This window comes from Chitinophaga ginsengisegetis (assembly GCF_900168065.1).
GTDB lineage: Bacteria > Bacteroidota > Bacteroidia > Chitinophagales > Chitinophagaceae > Chitinophaga > Chitinophaga ginsengisegetis.
This window is the reverse complement of record NZ_FUZZ01000001.1, coordinates 2,792,499-2,808,381: the sequence shown is the minus strand read 5'-3', so window position 1 is coordinate 2,808,381 and position 15,883 is coordinate 2,792,499. Positions and strand designations below refer to the sequence as shown.

Genomic DNA, 15,883 nt, shown 5'->3' with positions numbered 1-15,883 from the left:
TTTAAATAATTCCTAATACCTGGTTGGCAATAGTTACATCTGCATGTGGATTACCCAGTTTGCCGATATTGCTTTCCAGTTGTTCCATCAGCGCTTTGTTTTGCAAAAGGCTGAATAGCACAGTACCCAGTTGTGATTGTACCTGGTCGTCTTTAATGATCAGGCCCGCCTGTTTGTTTACCAGGTTCATGGCGTTGGATGTTTGATGATCTTCTGCCGCAAACGGGTAAGGCACAAATATCACCGGCTTTTTCACCACACATAATTCCGCGATCGCCAGTGCGCCGGCCCTTGATAACACTACATCTGCCGCTTTATAGGCAAAGTCCATCACATTGATGAAATCGTATACTTTAATATGCGATCCATACGGTGCAGCAACAGCTTTCGCTGTTTCATAATAAGGCTTCCCTGTTTGCCAGATCAGCTGTATATCCCTGTCCACTATTTCTCTTAACAGTGGTTGTAATCCTTCGTTGATAGACTTAGCTCCCAAACTGCCTCCTACGGCGAAAATGGTTTGCTTTGCTGTACTCAGTCCGAAATGCTGCAACGCATCTTCCCGTGTTACGGCCGACTGTGAAATACTGTTCCTCACAGGATTGCCGGTCATTACCAGTTTTTCGGACGGAAAAAATTTCTCCATACCATCGTATGCCACACAGATCTTTTTCGCTTTCCTGCCCAGTATTTTATTCGTTTTCCCCGCAAAGGAATTTTGTTCCTGTATCAGGGTAGGGATACCGTTTTTCTGCGCCCTGTTCAGCATCGGGAAACTCGCATATCCGCCTACACCCACTACCACATCAGGCTGAAAACCTTGCAGGATGGCCTTTGCACGACGCAGGCTTTTCAATATTTTAAACGGTAGCAGGATATTTTTGAAAATATTACTGCGATTAAAACCGGCTATTTCCAGTCCTTCGATCGGATAACCCGCCTGCGGCACTTTCTCCATTTCCATTTTCCCGGTGGCGCCCACAAAAAGGATGTTGATGTCCGGCTCTATTTTTTTCAACGCATTTGCGATCGCTATCGCCGGGAAGATGTGTCCCCCGGTACCGCCGCCTGCTATGATCACTTTGCGTTGCATGTTTTATTCCTGATTACAATTATTGTTATAAATACGTATTAAGCGACTGCAGCGTTTTCTGATTGCGCAATAACTCTTTCCAAACGCTCTTTTTCTGCCTGTTTACCTTCCATCTCTTCCACGTTCCGCGATACACTTAATATAATTCCGATGGCCATACTGGTAAATAACACAGAGGAACCACCCATACTTACCAAAGGAAGCGGCAACCCTGTAACCGGGAACAGCTGTACGTTTACCGCCATATTGGTTAATGCCTGTATTACCAGTGTTACACTGAGTCCTACTGCCAGGAATGCACCGAAAGCATAAGGACATCTTTTATAGATCCGGATACTTCTCAATAATAAAATCATATAAGCTGCCAGTATCAGGAAGGCGCCAAACATGCCATATTCTTCTATAATAGTGGCATAGATATAATCGGAATAGGCGTGTGGCAGGAAGTTACGTTGTGTACTGTTGCCGGGGCCTTTTCCTAAAATACCACCACCAGCGATGGCGATGTTGGCCTGTTGCACCTGGTAAGGCGTTTCTGAATGATCACCGTGAATGAAGTTGTCGATACGTTTTTCCCATGTTTTTGTACGCATCTCCATGCCGGTTAATTTGGCTATTCCAAAGAGCAGCACTACCATTACAGCGCCCACCGCCACCATAGACGCCAGGAACCTGATGGGCACCCTGCCTATAAAGCAAAGGAGCATACAGCTGGCGCCCAGCAAAAGGGCGGTACTCATATTGGCAGGCATGATCAGTGCGCAGATGATGCCAACCGGTATAATGATGGGCAAAAATCCTTTTTTGAAATCATTGATCAGGTTCTGCCGTCTTGATAACTGCCTGCTTACATACATGAATATGGCGAGTTTCGCCACATCGGATGTTTGAAAAGTAAGGTTAATGATCGGCAGCTTGATCCACCTGCTGGCTTCATTGATATTGGAACCAAAGGCCAGTGTGTACATCAGCAATGGTATGGATACCAGGAATCCTATTTGTGCCACGCGTGAATAAATAGTATAGTTTACACGGTGCGCAAAATAGATGATCAGCAGCCCCATCACCAGTACCGTGAGCTGCTTCAGGAGATAGTACTCCGTATGGCCGCCCCTTTCCCGGTAAGCGAGTGAGCCGGTAGCGCTATATACAGCAAGCAGGCTTACCAGCGATAGAAAAAGTACTACCGTCCAGATAACCTTATCGCCTTTTGTTCTATAGAGCAATCCCATCATTAACTGCGTTTTGCTTTCATTTATTTTTTTAAGATGTAACCCTTTATCCTGTTCATCAACACCTGTTACAGTGCTTTTACTTCTTCCTTAAACTTCCTGCCACGGTCTTCATAATTTTTAAAGAGGTCGAAGCTGGCGCATGCGGGCGACAATAAAACGATGTCTCCTTTTGTGGCCTGTTTAAATGCTTCCTGTACTGCGTCGTGCATACTGGTGGTGTTAATCATCACCGGTGTGTCTTTTGATAACGCAGCAAAGATGGGGGTGTTGTCCACACCCATACAAATAATTGCTTTTACCTTTTCTTTCACGAGGTCGCGGATGGCATCGTAGTCGTTGCCTTTATCCACGCCGCCCATGATTAGTACAATGGGCTTGTCAAAACTTTCCAGTGCAAACCAAACGGAGTTTACATTGGTGGCTTTGCTATCGTTAATAAAATCCACGCCTCTAACCGTTGTCACGTATTCCATGCGGTGTTCGAGGCTTTCGAACGACGCAAGGCTTTCGCGGATTTTTTCATTTCTTATATCCATGGTCCTGCCTGCAATTGCTGCTGCCATTGAATTATATAAATTGTGTTTTCCCTTTAATGACAGGTCATACATTGACATGATAACCGGTTCTCCGTTGACATCTATGTGCAACTGGTCGTTGGCAATAGAGCCGCCTTCTTTCAGTGGTTTCATGATGGTAAAAGGTATTGATGCTGAATAAATGGGTTGCTGCGCTAAATGTCGCATGATCTCAGGATCATCCATGCAGTAGATGAAGTAGTCTTCAGCTGTCTGGTTCATGGCAATTCTGAATTTGGAGGCTACGTAATTTTCCATATTATAGTCGTAGCGATCCAGGTGATCAGGCGTAATGTTCAGCAGGATGGCCACATTGGGTTTGAAGTCCTTAATGTCATCCAGCTGGAAGCTGCTGATTTCAATCACATAATACTCCGCCGGTGCGGTTGCCACCTGCCTGGCATAGCTCACGCCAATATTGCCTACCATCGCCACATCCAAACCTGCGTTTTTAAAGATGTGATAGGTGAGGGCCGTAGTGGTGCTTTTGCCATTGCTGCCGGTGATGGCAATGATCTTTTTACCTGTCGAGAAACGGTATGCCAGCTCTATCTCAGAAATTACGGGTATGCCTTTTTCGCGTACCTTTTTCATCAGTTCCGATTTCTCAGGGATACCGGGGCTTTTAACGATTTCGTTTGCATCCAGTATGATATCCCAGGAATGATGTCCTTCTTCAAAAGAGATCTGGTTTACCGCCAGTTCCTGTTTATAATTATCTTTTATTATCCCTCCGTCAGATACAAATACATCATACCCTTGCTGTTTTCCCAGCAAAGCCGCACCTATTCCACTTTCTCCTGCTCCTAATATGACGAGTTTATATTTCATTTCGTTTAGTCTCCTTAGTTAGTTTTATCTCATTTTCAATGTTGCAATAGCTACTACCACGCACATAATGGTCACGATCCAGAAGCGCACGGATATTTTACTTTCGTGATAACCGATTTTCTGATAGTGGTGATGCAGCGGCGACATTTTCAGAATGCGTCTGCCTTCACCATATTTCTTTTTAGTGTATTTGAAGTAAGATACCTGTAACATCACCGACAGCAATTCCACCAGGAACACACCGCAGAAGATGGGGATCAGTAGTTCTTTCCGCACAATAATTGCCAGCGAAGCAATGATACCACCCAGGGCAAGACTACCGGTATCGCCCATGAAAACCTGCGCCGGATAAGCGTTGTACCAGAGGAAGCCGATACACCCGCCTACAAAGGCAGCAATGAAAATAGACAGCTCCCCGAGATTCGGGATGTACATAATGTTCAGGTACTCCGCAAACTGGATGTTACCGGATACATATGCAAAGATACCGAGCCCTATTCCAATGATGCCCGAAACGCCCGTTGCCAGTCCATCCAATCCATCCGTCAGATTAGCGCCGTTGGATACGGCGGTAATAATAAAGATCACCACCAGGATATAGAGTACGAACGTATACTTTTCTGCGCCGGGGATCCAGGAGATCAGTTTGGAATAATTGAACTCATGGTTTTTTACAAACGGAATAGTGGTGATGGGTGTTTTAACATCCACAAAGCGGTGTCCGTCGCGGGTTACACGCTCCGGGTGGTTAGTCACCTGTCTTTCATAAGGCGCCAGTGGTTTTGCGCCCATTACTTCACGGGATACCACCACATCGGTATTAAAATAAAGTGTACAGCCAACAATCAAACCAAGTCCAACCTGTCCCATGATCTTGAAACGTCCTGCCAGTCCTTCTTTATTCTTTTTAAATACTTTGATATAATCATCCAGGAAGCCGATCAGTCCTAACCATACGGTAGATAACAGGATCAGCCAGATATATACATTAGCCAGCTGTGCAAAGAGTAAAGTGGGAATTACGATGGCAGATAAGATGATGAGTCCACCCATCGTAGGGGTTCCTTTTTTGGTATTTTCTCCCTGAAGGCCCAGTTCACGGATAGTTTCGCCGATTTGTTTTTTCTGGAGAAATCTAATAATCCTTTTACCGAACAGCAAAGAAATAACCAGCGACAGCAGTAATGCCATCGTTACACGGAAAGTGATATACTGAAACATACCACCGCCGATGACGCTGATCTTAAATTCTGTTTTCAGGTAATTTAAAAAATAATATAACATATGTTTTAGTCGTAACCCACCCTCCGCTGTCCGGGGAGTACAGGCTTTTAAGTCATTGGATTATTAAGTATCTATCTTCAGTTTTAGTTTATTTCTCCAGGGTTTTCATCAGGTCCAGCAGCACTTCTTTATCATCGAAGTGATGTTTAACGCCTTTTATTTCCTGGTATTTTTCATGTCCTTTACCTGCCACCAGGATGATGTCTTCCCGGTTGGCGAGCGACAGCGCCGTTTTAATGGCTTCTTTCCTGTCGGTAATTGAAATAACTTTCTTTTTCAGGTGAACAGGCACGCCTGCTTCCATTTCCCGGATAATTTCCGCCGGATCTTCCGAGCGGGGATTATCAGAGGTAAGGATTACGCGATCGCTGTTTTCCACTGCTACATCTCCCATCACAGGGCGTTTGGTGGTGTCCCTGTCGCCGCCGCAGCCTACTACTGTGATCACCTGTTCATTGCCTTTACGCAGGTTTTTGATGGTAGCCAGTACATTTTTCAATGCATCGGGCGTATGTGCGTAGTCAACTATAGCGATGATCTGTTCTTTATCGGAAATGATATAATCAAACCTGCCTTCTGCACCGGAAGTATCACTGAGCGCCTGTAATGTTTTGGCTTTATCTATACCCAGCAATACCGCTGCGCCGTAAACGGCCAGCAGGTTGTAGGCATTGAACTCACCGATGAGCCGGAAATGAACTTCTGTATCTCCTACCAGCATCACCAGTCCGGTGAGATTGTTTTCCAGGATCTTTCCTTTAAAATCTGCCAGTGTGCGCAGGCTGTACGTTGCTTTTGTGGCTTTCGTATTCTGCAGCATTACTGTTCCTCTTTTGTCGTCCAGGTTAGTGAGCGCAAAAGCGGAGGAGGGCAGGTTGTCAAAGAATGATTTCTTTACCCGGATATATTCATCAAAAGTTTTGTGATAATCCAGGTGGTCGTGGGTGATATTACTGAAGATGCCTCCCGCGAATTTTAACCCGGCAATACGTTGCTGGTGAATAGCATGGGAGCTTACTTCCATAAATACATACAGGCAGCCGTCTTCCACCATCTGCGCCAGCAGGGCGTTCAGATTAATGGGATCGGGTGTGGTATGTGTGGCCGGTATAACGGTATCGCCTATCTGATTTTGAACGGTGGATAATAATCCACAGTGATATCCCAGTTTGGTAAACAACCGGAACAGCAGGGTAGCGATGGTTGTTTTTCCGTTGGTACCGGTAACGCCTACCAGTTGTATTTTATGAGAAGGGTTATCATAGAAGTTGCCTGCCATGATACCGCTGCTGACAGCGCTGTTGCTTACCTGTACATAGCAAACATTTTCTGCCAGTTGTTCGGGTAATGTTTCACAGATCACTGCTGCGGCGCCCAACGCAATTGCTTTTTCAATGTACACGTGTCCGTCTGTGTGTACGCCTTTCACTGCAATGAAAGCATCTCCGGATCCGATGGACCTGGAATCAATGGCGAGTGCATGAATGGTAATATCTGTATTACCATGCACCGCCAGGATGCTTACATTATACAATATGTCTCGCAGCGTCTTCATCTAGCTCAGTTCTATTACGATTGTTTGTTCGTTTCCAATTTTAGTTCCGCCGGGGAGTGACTGCATTTTCACTTTACCGGCGCCTTTTATCACCACCCGTAATCCGGCGTTTTCGAGCAGGTACAGGGCGTCTTTAAGGCCCATTCCGGTAACATCGGGCACTGCGCCTTTTGTTTGTGCTACCTGCTGGAAGGCAATTTTGCGGTCTGTCACCTTAGCGCTTACCCAGCTGTTGTTAGCGGGGGCATTGCCGATGGGCAGCTGCAGTTTGCCCAGGATTTGTTTCCATTCACTGCCTTTGCCATTTTTCAGTGACAGCAGGGTATCCAGTTGCATGGTTGCCTGCATGGGTTTTTGTCTTTCTACCGCGATGGCATATAATTTATCTGCCACCTCTCTAAACACAGGACCCGCAACGCCTGCACCGTAAAAGTGCAATGCATGCGGTTTATTTTTTATTACCACCACGCAGGTGTACTGCGGATCATTTGCCGGGAAATAACCGGCGAATGACGACTGGTAGATTTTATCTGCATACCCGCGGTTGCCGTTGGCCACGAGTGCGGTACCGGTTTTGCCTGCGAAGGTGTAAAACTGGCTGCGCAGCTTTTTAGCGGTACCATCTATCGGCACACCTTCCAGCATGGCCTGTACCTGTTTCAGCGTGCCTTGTGAGCAGATGCTGTCCAGCAATACGGTAGGCTCAAACTGTTTTACTACCTGGCCATATTCCTGTATGGAGTTGACGAGGTAGGGTTTCATCATTTTACCGTTGTTAGCCACTGCATTGTACAGCATGCACGTTTGCAGCGGGCTGATAAGCACTTCATATCCGAATGCCATCCAGGGCAGGGATGTGGCGCTCCATGTTTTGGAAGCGGTGGTTTTAATCACCGGTCTTCCTTCGCCTATGAGGTCTATACCGGAAAACTGGTCGAGCCTTAATCTTTTCAGATGGCCCACGAATTTGTTAGGTTGCCGGTTATAGAACTGGTAGGCCAGTTTTGCCATACCCACATTTGAACTCAGTTCAAATGCGTGTTTGATCGTTACATTTTGTGGGCCGGGGTGAGGTTCAGAATCGAATACGGTTCTGCGGCCTACCTGCCAGCGGCCACCATCCATGTTTACCATAGAGTTCATGGTGGCGTATTTATCTTCCAGCACTGCAATTACGGTAGCCAGTTTAAAGGTGGAACCGGGTTCCCCTACCTGCAATGCGTAGTTCATATCTTCCCAGTAGCCGTTGCCATCGGGTTGTTTGCCGAGGTTGGCAATGGCTTTTATTTTACCTGTTTTCACTTCCATGAGAATGCAGGTGCCGTGATCGGCTTCATTCTGCACCATCATGTTCATGAGGGCTGTTTCCACGATATCCTGCATGTTTACATCGATGGTAGTCACTACATCACGACCGTTTTCGGGTTCAATATCGTAACCGTCTACAGGTACATAGGTGCCTCCTGCGATGCGGCGCATCAGTCTTTTACCGGTAACGCCTTTCAGGTATTCGTTATAGGTTCTTTCCAGACCTACGCTTTGTGAATTTTCGCGTGCCAGTCCGATGGTTCTGTTGGCGAGCAGTTTAAAGGGGTTGATGCGCTTACTTTTGGATTCAGCGATCATGCCGCCTTTGTTTTTGCCGAGGCGAAACATCGGGAAGCTGCGTAATTCCTGGTATTGATTAAAGGGTACGTCTCTTTTAAGTAAAAAGTAACGGTCCTTTGATTTATATCCTTCCTGTAACTGTTGTTTCCAGGCGGCTTTGCTGCGGTCGGTGAATATCTGGGAGAGACGGTAAGACAGCGAGTCAACGTTTTCCTTGAACACCAGTCCGTTTTTATCCCGCAGACCATCTGCTGCAAAGTCTATCCGGATGTCGAAATAAGGGATGGAGGTCGACAGCATCCTGCCTTCCTCCGAGTAGATAGTGCCTCTTTCTGCGTCCAGTGCCACGTAGCCGGTGTGCAGGCTATCGGCCATACTGCGCCAGTAGTTGCCCTGTACGTTCTGGATATAGAACACTTTCACCAGGATGGCGACGCCGAACAGCGCCATGCCGATGAGGCACAGATACACTCTCCACAATATGTCCTTTTTTACATCCACGATGTTGTATTAGCATTTTAGTTTTTAGCCTTTAGCTGTCAGTTATTTACCCGGGGGGCAGATAGCTGATGGCTAAAGGCTGATAACTTATAAGAAGATACCTGACACTGGCTGCATTTATAATTGAGATGCTTGCCATTGATTTGATTTACCAGCATCCCCGACCTGAGTTATGGGTCAGGCGGGCAGCGTCAGGCATCAATATTAAATTCATTTTTCTGTTTCCTTTTTCAGCACAATCTTTTGTGGAGGGGAGCTGAGTTGTTTAAGGCCCAGCGGCTCTACTGACTTGCTGACTTCACTCATTTTGCTTCGAAACATGAGCTCACTTTTCACGTTGATGTACTCCCACTTCAGCTCTTTAATTTCTTTGCCTAGTTTGTTAATGCGCCGGATCTTTTTTTCAGCGAGGTGACTGTTGGCGATATAGATTAAAGCCAGGAGGGAAAGGAAACCGATAAAGGGCATGTTTTGCACCAACGCTCTGTAGTTGATGCGCAAACGCCATTCTTTACGTTGCTCCGGGGGAAGGGTATTTACTTCAGCCGGACTTTCCTGGATTGTATCTATATCTTCTTCCTGCAACACGCTCTATGCCTTTTTAAAAATTGACAATATAAACCTGAACGCAACTCAAAACGGGTGTGTATAGGATAGGGTAGGATGTGGTGGGCGGTTTATAGCCGCGTCACGCTTGTTTTTCGGCCACCCGCAGTTTTGCACTTCTGGATCTTCCATTAAGTTTCAATTCTGCATCACTGGCGGTAACCGGTTTTTTTGTGATTAATCTGAACAATTTAGGGGGTGTTTCTTTTGCAAACGGATCTTCCGGTGCTTCTTCAAAACTTCCAGTCTTCATAAAATTTTTCACCATCCTGTCTTCCAGCGAGTGGAAGGTGATGACGGCGAGTCGTCCTCCTGGTTTCAGCACATTGGCAGCTTGTTCCAGTAAATCTTTCAGAGCGCCCAGTTCATCATTAACGGCTATACGCAAAGCCTGGAAAACCTGTGCCAGGTACTTTTGCGGGTTACCTTTTACGATGGGCTGGATCACGGATTTGAATTCTGTGATGGTGCGCATGGGGTGTGTTTTGCGCTGCTTTACAATTGTTTGGGCGAGGGTTTTCGCGTTGGTTACTTCTCCGTATTCCTGGAAAATCAGTTGTAACCTTGCTTCTCCCCATGTAGCCAGCAATTGGGCGGCAGTAAATTCTGTTCTTGTATCCATCCGCATATCCAGGTCGCCATCAAAGCGGATACTGAATCCTCTTTCTGCTGTATCGAACTGGTGCGATGAAACGCCCAGATCCGCCAGCACGCCGTCTACCTGGTCTGCTTTATGTAATTTCAGAAAGCGTTGCAGATGACGGAAGTTTTGTTGTACAAAAGTGACACGTTCGTCTATAATCCTGTTTCGGTAAGCATCTTCATCCTGATCAAACACTATCAGCCGTCCTTTTTCACCCAGTTTCTCCAGTATGGCTCTCGAATGTCCTCCGCCTCCAAACGTAGCGTCTACATAGATCCCATCGGGATTTATCTGTAACAGCTCCGTCGTTTCCTGCAGCAGAACGGGTAAATGATATTGTTGTTCGCCCATATGCTCCCCTCTTTAAATTGATATGTTGTTATCTCCTCCTCCCATTACCTGTTGTGCCAGATCACTGAACGCCCCTGGTGAGAAATTTTCAAAGAACTCCTGGTATTTACCTTTATCCCAGATCTCGATTTTATTGGATGCTGCTGCCAGCACAATATCTTTTTCCAGATTGGCGTACGACAGCAGGTTTTTCGGTACCAGCAGTCTTCCTGCACTGTCTAACTCCAGAATAGTGGCCCCGTTTAAGAAGTACCGCCTGAATTCCCTTACTTTTGGATCAAAGTCATTCAACTTGCTGATACGCTCGAAAATAGGCTGCCATTCGTTCATGGGATACAGGGACAAGCATTTTTCAAACCCTCGGTTAATCACAAACTGTCCTCCGGCCCCGTCTGTTAACTGCTTTTTAAACCCGGCAGGTAACAGAAAGCGTCCTTTTGCGTCCAGCGTCGATTCATATTCACCGAGAAATCCTGTCATACCATGGGGCAAAGTCCTTGAAAATCCTTTTTCAACACAAAATAACACTTTTTCCCACTTTTTAACGAAAAAATACTTTATAAATTTTTTCCACAGATGCAAGCGCCTGCATCATAGCCCTTTTGCTACCATTTATGCACCTTTATGGTGTATTAAACAATAATACGTGTGAATAACGTGTGAATAAGTGTGAATTTCATGTTTATATCTTGCAGATGCCCACGGAGTGAGACATTCCCGAATGGGATAGCGGGTGGGAAAATGGTACGGAGAAATGCTTATGCGTGGAGTTTTTTTATAATCTGAGGCTTTTTCTGCCGCTTTTTGTCTCTTAAAATCCAATTTTCCACATCCGCGTGGGAAAAATGTCAGCAACCCCGGCGGTGGTGGAAAACTCCCCTTTCAGCGATTTAATTCCCTCTTTTGCAAAATTTTAACAGCAATCAAAATCTCTCTGCCTTACATTTACATTTAATTCTTAATTTTGCCACTCTTTTATGCGGAAATTTTTATTGTACATCAGTGTTCTTGCGGTTGTCGTATCTACCTCCTGTAACAACCAGTTACGGAGAATAGAAAAAAGCAACAACTTTGAAAAGAAGTTGGACTACGCAAATCAGCTGTTCCAGAAGAAAAAATACAATACGGCAATAACACTCTATACCGACCTGGTTCAGGTATATAAGGGAACAGAGAAGTTTGAGCCCATGTATTACAATTTCGCATATTGCTCTTACTATGTTAAGGACTACGTTCAGGCAGCTTTCCAGTTCAAAAATTACCTGGACCTGTTCCCGAACAGCCCCAGAGCGGTAGAAATAGATTATATGCAGGCATATTGCTACTATAAGCAGTCGCCAAAGGTATCACTGGATCAAACCAATACCATGAAGGCCATTGCTGCTATGCAAACCTTCATTAACAACTACCCTACGGCAGATAAAGTGTCGGAAGCCAACCTGGTAATCGAGTTGTGCAGACGCAAGCTGGAAAAGAAAGAGTTCTCCAGCGCAGAATTATATTATAACCTGGGCTTCTTCAAAGCCGCCGGTATTGCCTTCAAAAACCTGATGCGCAACTACCCCGACTCTGACAAAAGCGACAGTTACAAAGTAATGGCCATCAGATCTTACTATAATTATGCTAAAAACAGTATCCCGGAGAGACAAAAGGAGCGCTACGCAACGGTTCTCGACGAATACCTGGACTTCGCGGATCACTACCCGAACAGCAAATTAAAGCCTGATGCCGAAAAATTTTATACCTTAGCACAAAACAACATAAAAACACTGGATAATGAGCAAATTAAAGCGAAGTCTAACCAGTAGCCTTAATCCCTGGGTAGAAACCAAAAACACTACCGACATTAAGAACAGAACTGGTAATTTATATGAGTCTATTGCCGTAATAGCCAAACGCGCCAATCAGATCAATATTTCCGTGAAAGAGGAGCTCCATTCCAAACTGGAAGAGTTTGCCAGTCATACTGACAACCTCGAAGAAGTGCACGAGAACAAGGAGCAGATTGAGATTTCCCGTTTTTATGAAAGACTGGCAAATCCGGCAATCCAGGCTACACAGGAGTTCCTGGACAGCAAAATTTATTTCCGCAAGAACGACGACGATTTGTTTAGCTAATCCGCCACACATTATTTTGTGAGGTGCGTGATTGCGAAAAATAAAAATATTAATTTCATGGCGGCAGAATGATTTCTGCCGCTTTTGTTTTTATATATGTCCATGGACGCTATCAAAATGCTACAAGGAAAAAAGATCCTGCTCGGAGTGAGCGGCAGCATCGCTGCCTATAAGGCCGCTACCCTCATACGCCTGCTGGTAAAGGAAGGAGCTGAAGTGAAAGTGGTTATGACCACCGCCGCCGCCGGCTTTATTACCCCCCTCACCCTGGCTACCCTCTCTAAAAATGAGGTTCCCCTCAATATCAGTGACCACAACAGCTGGAATAATCATGTGATGCTGGGCCGCTGGGCAGATGTAATGCTCATCGCTCCCGCTTCAGCCAATACCCTCGCCAAAATGGCCCTGGGGTTGTGCGACAACCTCCTGCTGGCCGTATACCTCTCCGCCACCTGCCCTGTACTCTTTGCCCCGGCAATGGATGAAGACATGTGGCATCACCCGGCCACCCGCAGCAATGTGGATAAACTCATCTCCTTTGGTCATCAGCAGATCCCCGTAGAATCCGGGGAACTGGCAAGTGGCCTCTTCGGGGAAGGCCGCATGGCAGAACCAGAACAGATTTTGACCTTCCTGCAACAGCATTTTCAGCAGAAAAACGGAAGAAAGGCACTGAACGGCACCACTGCCATCGTTACAGCCGGTCCCACGATCGAACATATTGACCCGGTTCGCTACATCAGCAACCACTCCAGCGGCAAAATGGGAATTGCCATTGCGGAGGCCCTGGCAGATGCCGGCGCCAATGTACAGCTGGTACTCGGCCCCACTTCGCAGAAAACAACCCATCCGGGTATCACCGTCACCCATGTGCAAACCGCCCAGGAAATGTTTGATGCCGTAACCACCCGCTACCCCGCCGCCGGGATAGTAGTGGCCGCTGCCGCCGTAGCTGATTACCGCCCGGCAAATGTGGCCGACAAAAAGATCAAAAAAGGGGAAGCACAGTTACATATCGATCTCGAAAAAACACCTGATATACTCCGCTCACTGGGCGATAACAAAGGTCCGCAGCAACTGCTGGTAGGATTCTCCCTGGAAACAAACAACGAAAAAGAATATGCGCTGAAAAAACTGCGCGACAAAAACCTGGACCTGATCGTGATGAATTCACTGGCAGATACAGGTGCAGGCTTTAACTATGATACCAATAAAGTAACCCTGTTTGACAAAAACGGGAATGAACGCAGTTTCCCTCTCAAATCCAAACAGGCCGTGGCCCAGGATATTGTTTCCGCTATAATCGAATTGCAACATGCATAATCGTTTCCCGTTGTTCCTGCTGCTTGCAGGCGCCTTCTTACTATTCTGCTCCCCCGCTGTGAAAGCCCAGGAAATAAGGGCCAACGTATCTGTCGTTGCCCAACAGATACAGGGAGTGGACAAGAAAATATTTACTACCCTGCAGAATTCCATCCGGGATTTCCTTAATAACCGGCATTGGGCAAATGATGCCTTTACACCGGCAGAACGGATAGAATGTAACTTTTTGCTGAATATCACCGGTACTTCCGGGAACGACAGCTATAAGGCATCCCTGACCATACAGGCCACCAGACCCGTATACAACGCCAGTTATGTAACCAGCCTGCTCAATATCCAAGACCCCAACGTAGTGTTCCGGTATGTGGAATTTCAACAGCTGGAATTCAGCGATACCAGGGTGGTGGGAAATGATCCGCTGAACTCTAACTTAACCGCTATCCTGGCCTATTACGTTAACATCATCCTGGGACTCGATTATGATTCCTTTTCCCCACGGGGCGGAGATGTATATTTTAAGAAAGCGCTTAATATTGTAAATAATGCGCCGGATGGGAAAGAAATTTCCGGTTGGAAAGCTTTTGAAGGAAACCGTAACCGCTACTGGTTACAGGATAATCTTCTCAATGCAAAATTCCTCCGGTTTCATGATGTGATGTACCAGTATCACCGGCAGGGACTGGACCTGATGTATGATGATGTAATAAAAGGCCGTGCAGCCATCCTGAACTGCCTGAACATGCTTTATGCCATCCACCAGGACATCCCCAATTCCATGCTGATGCAAACATTTTTCCTTTCCAAAGGAGAGGAGTTATTGAAAATATTCTCCCGTGCCACGCCACAGGAGAAAAGCCGTGCAGCGGAATTGCTTTCGCAGATGGATGTACCCAATGCGCAGAAGTATCAACAGATGAAGTAACAGCTATGATGAATATGATGATGAAATACGCCTCCCTGGCTTTGTTAGCGGTATTTTTGGTCGCCTGTGCCAACAGTGACCAGGTGCCGCGTAAATATATTTCAAAGGAACGTATGACAGGTATCCTGGTAGATATGTCTATTGCAGATGCCTACAGCAATGAACAACAAATGCAGGTTACTTATACGCCCAACTTTGATTCTCTCAGACAGGAGAAAGTAAAGATCTATTACAAACAGATACTGGACCTGCATAAAGTAACCGTTAAGGAATTCATGGAAAGCTACCGGTATTATGAAAGTCATCCCAACAGGCTGAAGGAAGTTTTTCAGATGGTACAAACAGATATTGCTTCCAGGAAACAGCGGTTGCCCAATCCGATTGATGAAAATGCGCCGCTCCGGTTTCGTATGAAAAGCATTTTCCCTTATGCAGACAGCGTGCTATTGCTGCCGAAGACCGATACAACCCGGCCTTTTATCAAGCGGCAGCCCTAATCTATAAAACACCAAAACATGAACAAAGTAGTAGCAAATGCCGACGAAGCCATACAAGATATCCGGGATGGAGCGGTACTGATGCTGGGAGGGTTTGGTTTGTGTGGAATTCCGGAGAATTGTATTACCGCCCTGGTAAAAAAAGGGGTGAAAGATCTTACCTGTATTTCCAATAATGCAGGCGTAGATGATTTTGGTCTTGGCCTGTTGCTCAAAACCAGGCAGATCAGAAAAATGATGTCTTCCTACGTAGGTGAAAATGCAGAATTTGAAAGACAACTGCTGGCCGGAGAACTGGAAGTAGACCTCATTCCCCAGGGAACGCTGGCCACACGCATCCAGATGGCAGGCATGGGCATTCCTGCTTTTTTTACACCAGCCGGTTATGGAACAGAGATCGCTGAAGGAAAAGAAGTGCGGGTGTTTGACGGCAAGCCTCACCTGATGGAACTGGCACTGCACGCCGATTACGCTATCGTAAAAGCCTGGAAAGGAGATACACTGGGCAACCTCGTATTCCGTAAAACCACCCGGAATTTCAGTACCTCAATGGCCCGGGCAGGACAAATCACCATTGCTGAAGTAGAGGAACTGGTGCAACCCGGAGAGCTGGAACCCGACCAGATACATGTGCCGGGTATTTATGTGCGCCGCATTTTCAAAGGCGGCAACTATGAAAAAAGGATCGAACGCAGAACGGTAAAGATCTAGTTCATCCAATTCTCCACTCTTCAAATCTGA

15 protein-coding genes are annotated in these 15,883 nt (G+C 46.2%); 6 read left to right on the top strand and 9 right to left on the bottom strand.

Annotated features, from left to right (window positions below):
- Nucleotide 1: 1 nt before the first annotated feature.
- From murG to mraZ, 9 genes are all read right to left on the bottom strand, one after another.
- The gene (gene murG, locus B5Z18_RS11030; protein ID WP_079469397.1) at nt 2–1,093 is read right to left on the bottom strand and encodes an undecaprenyldiphospho-muramoylpentapeptide beta-N-acetylglucosaminyltransferase; all 1,092 of its coding nucleotides are present in this window, start codon (nt 1,091–1,093) and stop codon (nt 2–4) included.
- A 38-nt stretch (nt 1,094–1,131) separates the two neighbouring features.
- On the bottom strand, nt 1,132–2,325 hold the full coding sequence (locus B5Z18_RS11025; RefSeq protein ID WP_079469396.1) for an FtsW/RodA/SpoVE family cell cycle protein: 1,194 nt from the start codon (nt 2,323–2,325) through the stop codon (nt 1,132–1,134).
- A gap of 68 nt (nt 2,326–2,393) precedes the next feature.
- On the bottom strand, nt 2,394–3,734 hold the full coding sequence (gene murD / locus B5Z18_RS11020) for a UDP-N-acetylmuramoyl-L-alanine--D-glutamate ligase (RefSeq protein ID WP_079469395.1): 1,341 nt from the start codon (nt 3,732–3,734) through the stop codon (nt 2,394–2,396).
- Nucleotides 3,735–3,758: 24 nt separating this feature from the next.
- The gene (gene mraY / locus B5Z18_RS11015) at nt 3,759–5,018 is read right to left on the bottom strand and encodes a phospho-N-acetylmuramoyl-pentapeptide-transferase (RefSeq protein WP_079469394.1); all 1,260 of its coding nucleotides are present in this window, start codon (nt 5,016–5,018) and stop codon (nt 3,759–3,761) included.
- 88 nt (nt 5,019–5,106) lie between these two features.
- Complete coding sequence (locus tag B5Z18_RS11010) at nt 5,107–6,573, bottom strand: UDP-N-acetylmuramoyl-L-alanyl-D-glutamate--2,6-diaminopimelate ligase (protein ID WP_079469393.1); 1,467 nt, start codon at nt 6,571–6,573, stop codon at nt 5,107–5,109.
- On the bottom strand, nt 6,574–8,652 hold the full coding sequence (locus B5Z18_RS11005; protein WP_235015929.1) for a penicillin-binding protein: 2,079 nt from the start codon (nt 8,650–8,652) through the stop codon (nt 6,574–6,576).
- A 240-nt stretch (nt 8,653–8,892) separates the two neighbouring features.
- On the bottom strand, nt 8,893–9,270 hold the full coding sequence (locus B5Z18_RS11000; protein ID WP_235015907.1) for an FtsL-like putative cell division protein: 378 nt from the start codon (nt 9,268–9,270) through the stop codon (nt 8,893–8,895).
- 100 nt (nt 9,271–9,370) lie between these two features.
- Nucleotides 9,371–10,282: a 16S rRNA (cytosine(1402)-N(4))-methyltransferase RsmH gene (gene rsmH / locus B5Z18_RS10995; RefSeq protein WP_079469391.1), complete on the bottom strand. Its 912-nt coding sequence runs from the start codon at nt 10,280–10,282 to the stop codon at nt 9,371–9,373.
- A 12-nt stretch (nt 10,283–10,294) separates the two neighbouring features.
- Nucleotides 10,295–10,762: a division/cell wall cluster transcriptional repressor MraZ gene (gene mraZ, locus B5Z18_RS10990; RefSeq protein WP_079469390.1), complete on the bottom strand. Its 468-nt coding sequence runs from the start codon at nt 10,760–10,762 to the stop codon at nt 10,295–10,297.
- 497 nt (nt 10,763–11,259) lie between these two features.
- On the opposite strand from mraZ, the gene B5Z18_RS10985 reads away from it, so the two are divergent.
- The 6 genes from B5Z18_RS10985 (at nt 11,260) to B5Z18_RS10960 (ending at nt 15,853) form a co-directional block, all read left to right on the top strand.
- Nucleotides 11,260–12,090, top strand: coding sequence for an outer membrane protein assembly factor BamD (locus B5Z18_RS10985; RefSeq protein WP_079469389.1), 831 nt, complete (start codon nt 11,260–11,262; stop codon nt 12,088–12,090).
- On the top strand, nt 12,059–12,400 hold the full coding sequence (locus B5Z18_RS10980) for a DNA-directed RNA polymerase subunit omega (protein ID WP_079469388.1): 342 nt from the start codon (nt 12,059–12,061) through the stop codon (nt 12,398–12,400). Before B5Z18_RS10985 ends, B5Z18_RS10980 begins: the two co-directional genes overlap by 32 nt.
- Nucleotides 12,401–12,502: 102 nt before the next feature.
- Nucleotides 12,503–13,723, top strand: a complete 1,221-nt coding sequence (coaBC, locus tag B5Z18_RS10975) for a bifunctional phosphopantothenoylcysteine decarboxylase/phosphopantothenate--cysteine ligase CoaBC (RefSeq protein ID WP_235015906.1) — start codon at nt 12,503–12,505, stop codon at nt 13,721–13,723.
- On the top strand, nt 13,716–14,645 hold the full coding sequence (gene porD / locus B5Z18_RS10970) for a type IX secretion system protein PorD (RefSeq protein ID WP_079469387.1): 930 nt from the start codon (nt 13,716–13,718) through the stop codon (nt 14,643–14,645). The genes coaBC and porD overlap by 8 nt, the downstream gene beginning before the upstream one ends.
- A 14-nt stretch (nt 14,646–14,659) precedes the next feature.
- Complete coding sequence (locus B5Z18_RS10965) at nt 14,660–15,142, top strand: DUF4296 domain-containing protein (RefSeq protein WP_159454269.1); 483 nt, start codon at nt 14,660–14,662, stop codon at nt 15,140–15,142.
- An 18-nt stretch (nt 15,143–15,160) separates the two neighbouring features.
- Nucleotides 15,161–15,853 carry a CoA transferase subunit A gene (locus B5Z18_RS10960; RefSeq protein WP_079469385.1) on the top strand — a complete coding sequence of 231 codons (693 nt, stop codon included), beginning with the start codon at nt 15,161–15,163 and terminating at the stop codon, nt 15,851–15,853.
- The last annotated feature ends 30 nt before the right edge of the window (nt 15,854–15,883 follow it).

What these genes read in the sequence shown, in the direction of transcription:
- B5Z18_RS11010 (WP_079469393.1), bottom strand. Translation starts at nt 6,573, where the DNA reads ATGAAGACGCTGCGAGACATATTGTATAATGTAAGCATCCTGGCGGTG.
- mraY (WP_079469394.1), bottom strand. Translation starts at nt 5,018, where the DNA reads ATGTTATATTATTTTTTAAATTACCTGAAAACAGAATTTAAGATCAGC.
- coaBC (WP_235015906.1), top strand. Translation starts at nt 12,503, where the DNA reads ATGGACGCTATCAAAATGCTACAAGGAAAAAAGATCCTGCTCGGAGTG.
- B5Z18_RS10965 (WP_159454269.1), top strand. Translation starts at nt 14,660, where the DNA reads ATGATGATGAAATACGCCTCCCTGGCTTTGTTAGCGGTATTTTTGGTC.
- B5Z18_RS10960 (WP_079469385.1), top strand. Translation starts at nt 15,161, where the DNA reads ATGAACAAAGTAGTAGCAAATGCCGACGAAGCCATACAAGATATCCGG.
- mraZ (WP_079469390.1), bottom strand. Translation starts at nt 10,762, where the DNA reads ATGACAGGATTTCTCGGTGAATATGAATCGACGCTGGACGCAAAAGGA.
- murG (WP_079469397.1), bottom strand. Translation starts at nt 1,093, where the DNA reads ATGCAACGCAAAGTGATCATAGCAGGCGGCGGTACCGGGGGACACATC.
- B5Z18_RS10985 (WP_079469389.1), top strand. Translation starts at nt 11,260, where the DNA reads ATGCGGAAATTTTTATTGTACATCAGTGTTCTTGCGGTTGTCGTATCT.
- B5Z18_RS10980 (WP_079469388.1), top strand. Translation starts at nt 12,059, where the DNA reads ATGAGCAAATTAAAGCGAAGTCTAACCAGTAGCCTTAATCCCTGGGTA.
- rsmH (WP_079469391.1), bottom strand. Translation starts at nt 10,282, where the DNA reads ATGGGCGAACAACAATATCATTTACCCGTTCTGCTGCAGGAAACGACG.
- porD (WP_079469387.1), top strand. Translation starts at nt 13,716, where the DNA reads ATGCATAATCGTTTCCCGTTGTTCCTGCTGCTTGCAGGCGCCTTCTTA.
- B5Z18_RS11025 (WP_079469396.1), bottom strand. Translation starts at nt 2,325, where the DNA reads ATGGGATTGCTCTATAGAACAAAAGGCGATAAGGTTATCTGGACGGTA.
- murD (WP_079469395.1), bottom strand. Translation starts at nt 3,734, where the DNA reads ATGAAATATAAACTCGTCATATTAGGAGCAGGAGAAAGTGGAATAGGT.